General features: G+C 52.4%; 13 protein-coding genes. 8 read left to right on the forward strand and 5 right to left on the reverse strand.

What is annotated here, in order from left to right; genetic code table 11:
* Window positions 1-33: 33 nt before the first annotated feature.
* Window positions 34-1407 (reverse strand): OmpA family protein, encoded by a 1374-nt coding sequence (locus ACYVIY_RS06550; RefSeq protein WP_460975497.1) that lies wholly within the window; start codon window positions 1405-1407, stop codon window positions 34-36.
* A 157-nt stretch (window positions 1408-1564) separates the two neighbouring features.
* On the opposite strand from ACYVIY_RS06550, the gene ACYVIY_RS06555 reads away from it, so the two are divergent.
* A complete protein-coding gene (locus ACYVIY_RS06555) occupies window positions 1565-2353 on the forward strand; it encodes a UDP-2,3-diacylglucosamine diphosphatase (RefSeq protein ID WP_460975498.1) in 789 nt (262 codons plus the stop codon).
* Between the two features lie 73 nt (window positions 2354-2426).
* Here the strand turns inward: ACYVIY_RS06555 and ACYVIY_RS06560 are convergent, their stop codons facing one another.
* The 4 genes from ACYVIY_RS06560 to ACYVIY_RS06575 all read right to left on the reverse strand — a co-directional run bounded on the left by ACYVIY_RS06560 (window position 2427) and on the right by ACYVIY_RS06575 (window position 5373).
* Window positions 2427-3152, reverse strand: coding sequence for a carboxypeptidase-like regulatory domain-containing protein (locus tag ACYVIY_RS06560; RefSeq protein WP_460975499.1), 726 nt, complete (start codon window positions 3150-3152; stop codon window positions 2427-2429).
* Between the two features lie 184 nt (window positions 3153-3336).
* Window positions 3337-4170, reverse strand: coding sequence for a phosphatidate cytidylyltransferase (locus ACYVIY_RS06565; protein ID WP_460975500.1), 834 nt, complete (start codon window positions 4168-4170; stop codon window positions 3337-3339).
* Window positions 4151-4369 (reverse strand): putative signal transducing protein, encoded by a 219-nt coding sequence (locus ACYVIY_RS06570; RefSeq protein ID WP_460975501.1) that lies wholly within the window; start codon window positions 4367-4369, stop codon window positions 4151-4153. Before ACYVIY_RS06570 ends, ACYVIY_RS06565 begins: the two co-directional genes overlap by 20 nt.
* 44 nt (window positions 4370-4413) lie before the next feature.
* Complete coding sequence (locus tag ACYVIY_RS06575) at window positions 4414-5373, reverse strand: lysostaphin resistance A-like protein (RefSeq protein ID WP_460975502.1); 960 nt, start codon at window positions 5371-5373, stop codon at window positions 4414-4416.
* A 167-nt stretch (window positions 5374-5540) separates the two neighbouring features.
* Here ACYVIY_RS06575 and dusB point away from each other — a divergent pair, with 167 nt between their 5' ends.
* The 7 genes from dusB (at window position 5541) to ACYVIY_RS06610 (ending at window position 13669) form a co-directional block, all read left to right on the forward strand.
* Window positions 5541-6530: a tRNA dihydrouridine synthase DusB gene (gene dusB / locus ACYVIY_RS06580; protein ID WP_460975503.1), complete on the forward strand. Its 990-nt coding sequence runs from the start codon at window positions 5541-5543 to the stop codon at window positions 6528-6530.
* An 80-nt stretch (window positions 6531-6610) separates the two neighbouring features.
* Window positions 6611-7525, forward strand: coding sequence for a DMT family transporter (locus tag ACYVIY_RS06585; protein ID WP_460975504.1), 915 nt, complete (start codon window positions 6611-6613; stop codon window positions 7523-7525).
* A 23-nt stretch (window positions 7526-7548) separates the two neighbouring features.
* Complete coding sequence (locus ACYVIY_RS06590; protein WP_460975505.1) at window positions 7549-8049, forward strand: acyl-CoA carboxylase biotin carboxyl carrier protein subunit; 501 nt, start codon at window positions 7549-7551, stop codon at window positions 8047-8049.
* Between the two features lie 132 nt (window positions 8050-8181).
* Window positions 8182-8901: a UMP kinase gene (gene pyrH / locus ACYVIY_RS06595; protein WP_460975506.1), complete on the forward strand. Its 720-nt coding sequence runs from the start codon at window positions 8182-8184 to the stop codon at window positions 8899-8901.
* A 114-nt stretch (window positions 8902-9015) separates the two neighbouring features.
* On the forward strand, window positions 9016-9576 hold the full coding sequence (gene frr / locus ACYVIY_RS06600) for a ribosome recycling factor (protein WP_460975507.1): 561 nt from the start codon (window positions 9016-9018) through the stop codon (window positions 9574-9576).
* A gap of 255 nt (window positions 9577-9831) precedes the next feature.
* On the forward strand, window positions 9832-12426 hold the full coding sequence (locus ACYVIY_RS06605) for a hypothetical protein (protein WP_460975508.1): 2595 nt from the start codon (window positions 9832-9834) through the stop codon (window positions 12424-12426).
* A gap of 130 nt (window positions 12427-12556) precedes the next feature.
* Window positions 12557-13669 carry a gliding motility-associated C-terminal domain-containing protein gene (locus ACYVIY_RS06610; protein WP_460975509.1) on the forward strand — a complete coding sequence of 371 codons (1113 nt, stop codon included), beginning with the start codon at window positions 12557-12559 and terminating at the stop codon, window positions 13667-13669.
* The last annotated feature ends 40 nt before the right edge of the window (window positions 13670-13709 follow it).

Here is a 13709-nt window from a genome sequence, read left to right on the forward strand (position 1 = left end):
ATACCAAATTACGGGTCGAGTTGTTTGGTGGATTTATAATTTGACAAACTCTACGCGTCGGTTATTGGCCTTGCCTTCAGCGGTAGTATTCGGCGCTGCCGGTTGCGATTCGCCTTTACCGTCGATCTCCATCCGGCTCTCACCAATACCGAACGTACTACTGAGGGCCGCCTTAACCGCTGCTGCTCGCTTTTTAGATAAAGCCAGATTCGATGCATCGTCGCCATCCGAGTCCGTATGGCCGATAATCCGAACCGTTACGCTGGCATTCTCGGTGAGGACGTTGGCGATGTCTTTCAACGCGCCGTACGATTCGGGTTTGATCTTGTCCGAGTTGGTATCAAACAAGATGCCCGTCGTCACGAATTTGCCCTCGGTGATTAATTTGTTCCGGGTATCGGGGGCGCCAACGGCCAGGCGGATGTTGCTGATGTAGTACCGATCCTGCTCCTGTTCCATATCACCCATCGATAATACGACCGAGTTGTAGTTGATATTGGGCTGAAAGGCGCGCGGAATGTCCCAGATTTTCTCTTCGTTGACATAAACCCGCAGCCGTTGTTTTTGCCGCCACATCGATACGCGGACGTAGTTGCGGCCTTCGCTGTAAAACTGATTCAGTACCGCTTCATTTTTGACGAGTTCATCGCCAGCGGTATAACTCACGAACGCAGTGCGACCAGCTTTGTCACCGGCATCTTTTGGGTGTAGGGACACCCGAACCCCCTCCGTTGGCGTAGGGAAGCGGCTCCAGTTCGTGAAGTCTTTGGCGGGGTTGTTCAGCGCAACCAGGTTGATGAATAACTCGGTCGAGTAGAAGTTAAAATTAGTCGTAGACGCCAGATCAAACTGGAGCGTAGCGTTGTCGGGCAGTTTAGTGATGTATTCGGGCAGGTATTCACCTTTTTTGCCGAGCATGAGCCAATGCCCCGTTTTGCCGTCGATGGTCACGACCTCACCGGTGCCGCTGGAGTTCCACTTCGCCGGAAAGTCGCCCACAGCATCCTGCATAAAATCTTCTGTTGCCACAACTTTGTCGCCGGGTACAAAGTCGAATTTGCTGTAGGATTTCAACGTAACGGGACCGTCGTTTGCTGGCCTGGTAGTCACCGGACGGTTTGGCTGGGGCTGTTCCCCAGTGGGGGCAGCCTCGGCCGCGTTTTCAGCTGACTCGGTTTGTGGCTTATTCTGACTGAGTTTCGGCTTCTCTTTTTTCTTGAAAATGCCGATGACGCCTTCCTCGACCTTATCGAGTCCTTTGTTAATGCCCTGATCAATTTTACTGTTGGCCCGGTATTCTACATTCCGTTCCACAACCCGACCTGGGTCATAAATGCGCACCTGCGCCATCACGGATGCCAGGGGCAGTAGGCCGATTACTATTCCTAAAAGACATTGCTTGCTCATAAAGAATGTTCAGTTGTCATGCTACAGTCATGGAAGTTAGCACAAATGAAAACACAGCAGACAGCCTCTTGATTGAACGGTTAATTTGTCGGATTGACTTGAGGGTGCGGGCCGCTCCAAAAGCTTGTGTACTTTTGTGCCTGCATAAGTCGTATTCATGTCTGACGTCGAAACCATTCCGCTTACCGCCAGCCGCAAAGCTTATTTTGCTTCTGATTTTCACCTCGGCACACCCTCTCCCCAACAAAGCCGCCTGCGCGAACAGGCCGTTGTTAACTGGCTTGATCGCATTCGGGCCGATGCTGAAGTCGTTTTTCTGGTCGGCGATATATTCGATTTCTGGTTCGAGTACAAGCGCAGTATTCCTAAGGGATTCATTCGCCTACAGGGTAAACTGGCCGAACTGACTGATGCCGGAACGCGCGTGGTGCTGTTCACGGGAAACCACGATATGTGGATGAGCGATTACTTCACGCAGGAGATGGGCATACCGGTTTATCGGGAGCCACGGCGTTACGTTATTGGCGACAAACGGTTTTACATTGGCCACGGCGATGGATTAGGACCGGGCGACTTCGTATATAAACGATTGAAAACCGTTTTTGAAAATGGCCTGGCCCGACGGCTGTTCCGTTGGGTGCATCCCGATGTGGGCATTGGCCTCGCGCATGCGTGGTCGCGTCGGAGCCGGATCAGCAATCAGGAAAAAGGAGAGGAGTTTCTGGGCGAAGACCGCGAATGGCTCATGCAATACTGCCGCGAGGTAGAGGCCAGACAACATCACGACTACTACGTATTTGGTCACCGGCACCTGCCACTCGATTTAGCCGTTTCAACGGACAGTCGTTACGTTAACCTCGGCGAGTGGGTCTCGGCCAAAACCTACGCCGTTTTCGACGGCACCGATCTAAAGCTGGATGTATGGTCGGGAACGTCGTCAGCTTAGTCACTACGGGCCAGTTAACTGAGACAAGCGGACTATTACGTAGTAAACAACCGCCCGCAAAGAACAGCTAAGATCAATTTTCCTGAAGAATATCTTTACGCGAGATGTTTTCGCGGGGCGCTTTATTGAGTTCATTGCGCCACTCTTTATTCTTGAAATCGCCCTTCTTAACGGACCGAATGAAGTTAGCCCAGGCAAAGGGATTGGTGAAGGCAAACGTAGTCATATTGCTACGTCCGGTGATGGATTCGCGCCCGAAAAACTGCTGGTTAACAAAGTTCTGGTGATTGGCCACAGCGCCCATCGGCATGGTAGCCGCTAAACGCATCAGCGCAGCCGGATCGGTATTTTTCGCCAGATTTTCCCGCTCTTTTTCGTCCGGCAGCTTCAGGTTGACAAACGCTTCTTTAAACAGTTGCTCGGTAGCGTACGGATACACTTTTACTTCGGCCAGCGTCTTTACGTCCTCCTGCAAGGCCACCACCGCTGAATATGTCAGGTCAGCAAGTCGGCTCGGGATAATATGGTACTGCGTTCTGAAACCAACGTAACTGAAAATAATACTGTCGCCGGGAAAGACAGGCAAGGCAAAATAGCCGTTCGGAGCTGACAGAACTCCTTTTCCCGCTTTCGGAATGTAGATATAAGCACCTGGCAGCGGTTCGTTGGATTTACCACCCGTGATGAAGCCCGTGAACGTCACCTGCCGGTCTTGTCCCTGTGCTCGTACGGTCGTAGACAGACCTGCCAGCACAAACAACGCCAGAACCAACACCAATAACGTCAATGACTTTTTCATAGGCATACTTACTATACTACAAAGTAAACGAGTAAAGGGTACGATATGGTTTCTCCGCGAGGAATTTTAAGAAAGATTAAGTATTCTGTACCCCTCCCAACCTCTCCTATGAGGGGAGGAGCTTTTGTAAGCAATCATCTTTAACTCCTCCCCTACAAGGGGAGGCCGGGAGGGGTAAATACCATCAAGCAAAAAGCTTTAAGAACGTAATGATAAAGGGAGCCGCCAGCAGAAGACCGTCGAAACGATCCAGAAAACCGCCATGACCGGGAATGCTCGTTCCCGAATCTTTGATCGCGATGCTGCGCTTGAACAAGGATTCGACCAGATCCCCGTATGTACCCGTCACCACAATGATACCGCCCACGCAGTACCATTGCCAGGGACGCAGTTCATCGGAGAAAGAGGCCAGCCCCATAGCAATCAGCCCGGCTGCGAAGGCCCCTCCAATAGCCCCTTCCCACGATTTTTTGGGTGATACGCGCTCGAAGAGTTTCCGGCGGCCGAAATACGTACCGGCAAAATAAGCACCGATGTCGCTGGCCCACAGCAAGAGCAGGCAGCCCGTGATAATGATCGGGTGATACGTTCCGCCCCGCAACGCCAGGATAATCAGTAACGCGAAAGGCATTGCTACGTAGATAATGCCCAGGAACGTGAACCCGATATTAGTAAACGGCTTCATATCTCGCTTTTTGTACAGCTTGATCAGAAAAATCATCGACGAAGCCGGGCAGATCAGAAAATAATTGCCGGTGCCCATCATGCCTGTTTCAATAAAATAAGCCAGCACGCAGACCATCGTTCCGACCAGCGTCCCATACGCCGTCAGGGGCTCAAAGCCGTCGAGGCCAAGCAGTCGATAAAACTCGCGCTGGGTAAGGGCACTGATGACGCAGAACAGCAACGCAAATGTCCAGGGCTGGTACCAGATCATGAAGATGATAATCGGAACCCCCACCACGGCCGCGATGATCCGTTGCTGGAGGTTCGACATCTTAGCTAAATGTTGCTTCATTCTCCAGAATTACTTTAGCCAGAATTTCGTCTTTAATGAGCACGTGTACTTCGCTCTTTCCCGAACCAATGGTCGGATAACTGCTGCTCTGCCGATTCACGACCACGGCCGGAATGTCATGCTCCAATAATATGGCTTTAGCCAGCTCAGCCCGGTGGGCTATGGGCGTGGTATAGATACTTTTCCAGGTTTCGGTCATAACTCTAGTAAAACAGATAAACGTTAATAGATACCCATGTGCGTTCACCGTTCGCGGGTATCAATTGACGCCTGATTCCTTTTTTTGAAATAATACAGCAGCCCTACGGTCAAGGCCAGGGAGGCTAAGGCAGCAGCGGCCGAAACAGACTCTGTACGTTCGACATCCATCGTCGTCAGCTTTCGCTGGTACAGATACACCATCAGTACGGTGAAGCCATTGTTGACGAAATGCGCCAGAATGGGTACCCAGATGTTGCCCGACCAGAGATACAGGTAGCCAAACAACGCCCCTAGCAGCATACGCGGAAAGAAGCCCAGAAACTGCACATGAATGGCGCTGAACAGGGCCGCGGCCAGCCAGATACCGACGTGGACATTGCCGGTCCAGTAGCTCAGGTTCCGTTGCAGAATACCCCGAAACAACACCTCTTCGCCAATACCCGGAATAATAGCAATCACAACAATGGCCAGCAGAAGTCGGTCGAGGGTGTTGAACGTCGTCAGGTACTTGGTGACGCCTTCCAGGCTTTTTTCTTTGTCCCGAATCCACTGTTCGAGTGGAGCCAGCGTCTGAGGCAGATGAATGCCCTGATTCCACTCGATGATGAGGCCATCGAACGGCATGAAGGCAATCACGATCAGCCCGACCAGACCTATACCCGCTACCGCCCAGGTTGGCCGGGCGCTGAACTGTTGCCACGTCCGGTGTTCGATTGCATACCAGTACAGGAGCGAGGGAAGGAGGAACGTACCCAGATGGTTTATCGCCTGCAGGGCCATTAGCTCGTACCAGCCATTGGCTACGGCGGTTGGTTTCTCGGCCAGCTCAATCAGGTAAGCCTGGGCTTCGGTGGGGCCAAACCCTTTCAGAATGATGAAGATCCCAAAGAGCAGCAACGTACTGACAACGCCCCCCAGTAGCACAAAACCAACAAGCGTAATCAGCCCGCCGAGCGTGGGTGGCCGTGAAAGAGGACGATTTGATGTATAGGTTGACTCCATTTTCCTGTAAATTTACTGACTCATTACTATAATCCGTTAACGGGAACCATTTCCACCTTCGGATTGTGCTAAAACTTTAGGCTAAGTCATTAAATCGCCCTTATGAATCATTACGTTGTCATTCGTTAGTGCTGACGAGTAATGACTAATAAATGACATTTTCAACTATGGTCACAATTGGTAACATACAACTCTCGGATTTTCCGCTGCTGCTGGCTCCCATGGAGGATGTCAGTGATCCTCCTTTTCGGGCGGTTTGTAAAGCAAACGGTGCCGATTTGATGTACACCGAATTTATCTCTTCGGAAGGGCTGATTCGTGACGCGGCCAAGAGTGTCCAGAAGCTTGATATCTTTGAATACGAGCGGCCCATAGGCATCCAGTTATTCGGCTCCGATGTTGATACCATGGGCGAATGCGCCCGGATTGCTACCCGCGCCAATCCTGACCTGATTGATATTAATTACGGCTGCCCGGTTAAAAATGTAGCCTGTCGCGGAGCCGGAGCTGCCTTGTTGCAGGATATTCCGAAAATGGTGCGGATGACCGAAGCCGTTGTAAAAGCTACGCATCTGTCCGTTACGGTGAAAACGCGCCTGGGCTGGGACGATAGCACCAAAAATATTGAGGAAGTGGCCGAGCGGCTTCAGGATATTGGCATCAAAGCGTTAACGGTTCACGGACGTACGAGGGTGCAGATGTACAAAGGCGAAGCCGACTGGACGCTGATTGGGCGGGTTAAAGAAAATCAGCGCATTCAGATTCCTATTTTTGGTAACGGCGATATCGACTCGCCCGAGAAGGCGTTGGAATATAAAAACCGGTACGGAGTCGACGGGGTCATGATTGGTCGTGCCAGCATCGGTTACCCCTGGATTTTTAACGAGATCAAGCACTTTGTCAAGACTGGTGAGCACCTGGCCCCACCGACCATCGCCGACCGGGTTGCGGTCTGTCGTCAGCACCTCGATTTTTCGATTCGCTGGAAAGGGGAGATTACAGGCCTGTTCGAGATGCGCCGTCACTACGCCAACTATTTCCGGGGACTGCCCGACTTTAAACCCTATCGGATGCGCCTGGTAACCCTGGATTCCTACGCGGAAACGAGTGCGGTACTGGACGAAGTGGCAGAACGGTATTCGGAAGAATACGTATAAGTACACCGACCGGTAACGGGCGACCTACACGTCCTGACCAGTTTGCTGATATTTCAGTACGTCTACCCCTTGTTTGCCTTATGACGGCTAGCCCTACAGAATCTATTGGACTAACTCAGAAACGCCCATTGTTAGCCTGGGTGCTGCTGGCAACGTTAGCCTTAGTATGGGGAAGCTCCTTCATTTTGATGAAGCACAGTCTGGCGGTCTTCCCAGCGGAGCAGGTTGCGGCTGGCCGCATTGTGCTGGCTTGGTTGTTTTTCTCGCCGTTTATCGCGCACCAGAGCCGGAAGGCGGATATTCGCTCGTCGGTACGTCAACGGTGGATTGCGCTGCTGGCCGCGGGCCTGCTGGGTAATCTGATTCCAGCCTTTCTGTTTGCGGTTGCCGGGGCGCACCTCAATAGTTCGCTATCAGGAGCACTCAACTCGCTGAGTCCTTTATTCACCCTGCTCATTGGTACTGCTTTCTTCGGAAAACAAATTTACGTACGCCAGCTGGCTGGCATTCTGCTCGGGTTAGGTGGGTCGTTACTGCTGGTTTTCTACAGTGCTACAGGCACATTTGCCATCAACGGCTACGCGCTGCTCGTGGTGCTGGCGACGCTTTGTTACGGTATTAACATTAATCTGATTGGTCGTTACCTGAGCCATTTCCCGTCTTTGGTGTCGAGCAGCTGGATTTTCATGCTGATTGGGCCGCTGGCGCTACTGACGCTCCTGCCCACCGATTTTGCCGGGCGCGCTGTGCAGTCAGGGGCCGGGCCATCCGTGGCTACCCTCGTTATGCTGGGCGTATTCGGGTCGGGCGTAATGACCATACTCTTCAACCGGCTAGTGCAGCTGACATCGCCTGTTTTTGCTTCATCCGTTACGTACCTGATGCCGATGGTAGCCTTACTCTGGGGGCTGTTCGATCACGAACGGATTTATTTCGTTCAGTACCTTGGCATGGCCGTTTGCCTGCTGGGCGTATATTTGGTGAACCGAAAATAACCTCGGACTTTAACGGCTATCGCATGTACCAAACGACCGTCAACGAACAAACTGCTGTTACCATCGACTTTGTAGCTGGCAATCCTCTTCTCAACGGCGAACCTTTTGCGTGGGATCTCGTCCGATTGTCGGACCAGACGTTTCATATTCTTCATCAGGACCGCTCCTATACCGCCGAAGTGCTGGAATTGAATGCCGCCGAAAAAACGGTAAGTTTAAAAATAAACGGGCATATTCATCAGGTTCAGCTCAAGGACCGCTTCGATTTGCTGCTCGAAAAAATGGGCATGTCCCAGGCAGCCGGTGCTAAAGTAAATGACCTCAAAGCACCCATGCCGGGCTTAATTGTGGGTATTAACGTGCAACCGGGCGACGAGGTAACCAAAGGCGATAGCCTGTTGATTCTGGAAGCGATGAAAATGGAGAACGTACTGAAAGCACCGGGCAACGGTACGCTGAAAGCCATTCGCGTAACCAAAGGTGACCGGGTTGAGAAAGGGCAGGTGCTGGTGGAATTTATGTAAAGAGAAGCGAGGAGATAGGCGTGAGGAGCGAGAGTTGAACTAAACTTTATCGTCGAACTATGCTCACTCCTAGCTCCTAGCTTCTCTCTCCTAACCCTTTTTTCCTATCTTTGCCCGCGCAAATTTCACTTCATGACACCAGAACCCAAGTACAAACGAATCCTGCTCAAGCTGAGCGGGGAGGCATTGGCTGGTCCATCCGGCTACAATATTGACCCCGCTGTGCTGGAACAGTACAGTCTGGAAGTCAAACAAATCGTAGATATGGGCGTTCAGGTGGCCATCGTTATCGGTGGAGGTAACATCTTCCGGGGCGTATCGGGCGAACGGTCAGGCATCGACCGGGTACAGGGCGACTACATGGGTATGCTCGCTACGGTCATCAACGCCATGGCCATCCAGAGTGCACTCGAAAAGCAAGGGATGTACACCCGTGTTATGTCGGCCATCAAAATGGAACAGGTCTGCGAACCCTACGTCCGTCGTCGGGCGGTGCGCCATCTTGAAAAGGGGCGCGTCGTTATTTTTGGAGCCGGTACCGGCAGTCCGTACTTCACCACCGACACAACGGCCAGTCTGCGGGCCATTGAGGTCGAAGCCGACGTAGTCCTGAAAGGCACCAAAGTCGATGGGGTGTATACGGCCGACCCGATGAAGGATAAAACCGCTACGCGCTATACGACCATCAGCTTCCAGGACGTTTACGAAAAGAAACTGAACGTAATGGACCTGACGGCGTTTACGCTTTGTCAGGAAAACAACCTGCCCATCATCGTGTTCAACATGAACCAGCCGGGGAGTTTACTGCGGGTTGTGCAGGGTGACGATAGCACAGGTACATTTATTCGATGAGTTATTGGCGGGGCCGCCGGAGCGGTTATAGGGTTCAGCAGGGCAAAGTTGTCGGATGACAGCGGAGTTACCTGTACAACGCTATGACTATGGAACTAACAACTTCATAAAAAAATGGAAGAGATCGAGCTATACCTCGACGATGCAAAAGATACGATGGAAAAGGCACTCAAGCACCTGTCCATTGAACTAACTAAAATTCGGGCTGGTAAAGCCAGCGCTCAGATGCTGGACGGTATTCAGGTGGAATATTACGGCACGATGACACCATTGAATCAGGTAGCGTCCGTCAATACACCCGACGCCCGAACCATTGTCGTAAAGCCTTTCGAAAAGAAGCTGATCGGCGAAGTAGAGAAAGCCATTCGCAACTCGAACGTCGGTTTGGCGCCCAACAACGATGGCGAACTGATCCGGTTAAGCGTTCCGCCCCTGACCGAAGAGCGCCGGCGCGACCTGGTCAAGAAAGTAAAGCAGGAAGTTGAAGTCGCGAAGGTCAACGTACGTAACATCCGCAAAGACACCAACGAAGACATTCGCAAACTGACCAAAGAAGGCGTATCGGAAGACCTCGTCAAACAAGGTGAAGAGCGCGTTCAAAAACTTACCGACGCCTTCATCGCCCGCATCGACGAGACGTTCGTCGCGAAGGAAAAAGACATTCTGTCGGTATAGTTTGTCAATTTATAAACGATTATGCATAAAGCGGGAGGGCTGATTAAGACTAGTCTTAATCAGCCCTCTTATGTTTTTAGTTGATTGCCTACCCGTTTCAATTCCTGCGGTTGCTCTGATTTATAATAACCATCAATAATGTGGCCTGTATAAAGGGGCGAATAGCGATGCCTTTTAACGAGATGAACAATCCACGTACCATCCCATCCGTTTTGGTCTAAAGCCGTATCTTTGGACTACGTTCCCGTAGACTTTATGAACCAACCAACTCTCTTTCACCGGCTACGCCCTCACCTAATTGCTGTGCTGGGACTTCTCGCGCTGGCATTCCTCTATTTATCGCCCGTATTATCCGGTAAAACGCTGTCTATGTACGATGTGCAGCAGGCTGGCGCTTCGGCTCGGGAAATCCGCGAAATAGCCCAGCAGACGGGCGAAAAGCCGCTTTGGACGGACGCTGTGTTCAGCGGCATGCCAAGCTACATGATCGACTTTGTTTACCCCTATATTTTTGTTTATAAAGCCGTAATGGCGGTGCTGGGTCTTGTACCGGCCACGGTTGCGGTGCTGTTTGCCATCATGTTCGGGGCTTACCTACTGCTGGTTGTGCTGGGGTGTAATGCCTGGTTGGCAGCGCTTGGTGCCGTAGCCTACGGATTCGGTACGTTCGGTATGGTCAGTCTTGAAGCTGGTCACATGTCGAAGCTCTACGCCATGGGATTCGGTGCTGGATTACTGGCGGGTATTGTCCTGACGTTACGAGGGCGCTACTGGGTTGGCGCGGCTCTGACCGGTTTATTCATGTGCCTGGAGTTCGGGGCTAACCACATCCAGATTACGTATTACCTGTTCATGACCGTCGGCCTGTACGTACTGATCGAAGGAATTTCGATGTTCCGGAAAGGCCAGACCCGGCAGTTGGCGATTGGACTGGCTACGTTAGCTGTTGTGAGTGTGCTGGCCGCTGGCAGCTTTGGTAAACGCTTGCTGGTGCTGAACCAGTACACCAAAGAGACCATTCGCGGCACCTCCGAACTGACCGCGAAGACGACAAACCCGGATGGGAAATCGGTCAATAACGAGTCGACTAGCGGGTTGGATAAAGAATATGCCTTTACCTACAGCTACAGCGTCGCTGAGATGTTTACGCTGCTCGTGCCAAACCTGTATGGGGGTGGTCCCGGTGGTGGATTAACTACGGACTCTGAGTTTTATAAGGCCTTAGTCAACCGGGGACTCGACCCAAGCCAGGCGAAACAGTTTGCTGAACTGGGGGCCCCTACGTACTGGGGGGATTTGCCCATTGTGGGCGGACCGGCCTATGCGGGGGCGGCCTTGCTGTTCCTGTTTGTGCTGGGCCTGTTTATCATTCAGAAACCGTTTCGGTGGTGGCTGCTAAGTGCTACGGGCCTGATGCTTATTCTAGCCTTGGGTAAATACCTGCCTTCTGTCAATTACTTCTTATTCGACTACCTGCCTTATCTGAACAAGTTCCGGGCGATGACTATGGCGGTAGGCTTGGCGCAGTTGTTCATTGGCCTTGGCGCTGCGTTGGCTATTCAGACCATTGTGAGCCGGAAGCTGACCTGGGCTCAGTTACAGCAACCGCTGCTTATCAGCTTTGGGCTGACTGCCGGTCTGGCGCTGGTGTTTGCCGTGCTGGGTACCACAATCTTCTCGTTTCAGTCGGCCAAAGACGCCAGCATCCTGGCTAGTTATTTTGGGGAGGCCGGTAAAGAATTTCAGTCGGCGCTGATCAGCGATCGGCAGAGTCTGATGCGAAGTGATGCGTTTCGCTCGTTTATTCTGATTCTGCTGGTAGCCGGTGCGTTGTGGGCGTTCATTACGAACAAACTGAAACCGGCTGTTTTCTACCCACTCGTGCTGGCCGTAGTTGTGTTTGATTTATTCGGAGTTGATAAACGGTATCTGAACAACTCGGACTTTGTCCCAAAATCACAGGTAAGTCAAATTTTTGAGCCCACACCGGCCGATCAGCAGATTCTTCAGGATAAGTCACTGGGATACCGTGTATTCGAGTCGAACGGTGACTTTATGAGCAGCAACCGGACATCGTACTTCCACCGGTCGATTGGTGGGTACCATGCGGCCAAACTACGGCGGTACAATGAGCTGATTAACTACGCCTTTCAGTCGAATACGCTCAATATCCTGAACATGCTGAATGCCAAGTACGTCATTCAGCAAGGTCAGCCCGACCCGGCTAATCCGCAGCAACCCGCTGGCCCTATCGTAGTACCCAATCCAGACGTATTGGGAGCGGCCTGGTTCGTCGGCCATGTGCAGCAGGTGAATTCAGCCGATGAAGAGCTTGCCGCTGTAAAGTCGCTCAATCCACGCGATTCAGCGGTTGTTGACAAGCGGTTTGCGGCTCAACTCGGTACGTTGCCCGCCACGATGGATCATACCGGCAGTACCATTCAACTCACGAGCTACCGCCCGGACCGCCTGACGTATCAGGCCAATGCGACCCGTGACGGCCTGGCTGTATTCTCGGAGATTTATTACCGGGGGAATGAGGACTGGCAGGCGTTTATTGATGGCAAACCGGCTGAACATCTTCGGGCGAACTACGTCTTGCGGGCTATGCGAATCCCGGCCGGGAAGCACACAATTGAGTTTAAATTTGACCCACCCCTGGCGAGAACGGGTGACACGATAGATTTGATCTGCAACGTGCTGCTGATCGCCTTGATTGGCTTTGTGCTGTTTCGGGAAGGACGTAACCGCCAGCCTGAGCCCGTACCGGTAGAACCGACCCCGGTTATCCCAACGGCCCCCGACCCCGTGTCGGTTGACGCTAAACCGAAAAAAGCGAAAACGCGTTAATTGTGGTGCTTCTTCGATAAGTTTGTACATAACGAAGAAGCATTCGCCCATCATGGTACTGCGGAGAATTGGAATGCCACCGTGCAGGCCCACAGGCTGGGTAGTTTTTTGGCTACTGCTGAGTGGGCGCGTGGCATTTCAATCAACCGCTGTCTGGGCGCAGTGTACTACGTCGACTACGTTCCTTGGGGCGCTTCAGGTAAAGAACACGACGAACTGCGTACCGCTGACCATTACCACTAGCAGCGACCTGGTGGGTGTGCAAAACGTTCGGTACGTCTATGAATACGACGGTAAGCGCGAAGACAACGTAACGTCAGCCAGCACCCATACGTACACTAAACCCGGCATCTACACGGTTTTGCAGCTCGGTGAGTATAAGGGCTTACCGCTACGGGCTTGTGCTATCGTCTGGGCGTATGATACACTGCCGCCTGCCGTTGCTATGACCGCCTGCGGAAATCAACTGAATCTCTCGGTTAACGATGTACTGGCCGACCCTGGTAAATACGATTACGTTCTGATCCGGTGGGGAGACGGGCAGGTCGATACGCTTCGAAAGGGTCAAACGGAACGGGAGCACATTTTTGTGGGTAGTGCCGCGCGTCAGATACAGGTGCAGGGTATTCATGAAGTGGGAAACTGCGGAGGTACTACGCGCCTGACATTTACGCCGAACCAGCCTCCACAAATCCGACTCGTTGAGCCAGCGGGATTGGCTATGGTCCGGATTCAAGTCGATAATCCGTCGGCACTGCCGCTGACGCTTGAGCAGCGGGTCGATAGTGGCGCGTGGGGTAATGGGCAACCCGTTCCGGCGGGAACGATGGGGAGCCTGAAAACTCCGGCCGATACGAGTGGAACGACCTGTTACCGGCTTGTGCCCGCTGACAACTGTCCCGGCACGAACCCTTCTTCCGAAATATGCTATACCTTTCCGCCAACCAAACCGCTGCCGAACTCATCCGGCGAGGTCTATTTCCCGGATGCCTTCAGCCCAAATAACGACGGCCTGAATGATACGTTCGGGCCGGTTAACCAGGTGGCGTCCCTGCGTTATCAACTTACCGTTTTTGATCACTGGGGGCGGATTGTATTTAATGCGAATGATCAGAAGCGATCCTGGGATGGAGATGCGGATGGAGCACCGGCACCAACGGGTGTATATGTGTACCAACTACGGGTTGAACTACCTACGGGGAAGATTAGTCAGAGAAGTGGGAGGCTGCAATTGGTACGCTGACTTTTTACTGTATCCCTCCTGACCTCACTACGAGGGGAGG

Source organism: Spirosoma knui (assembly GCF_054780635.1).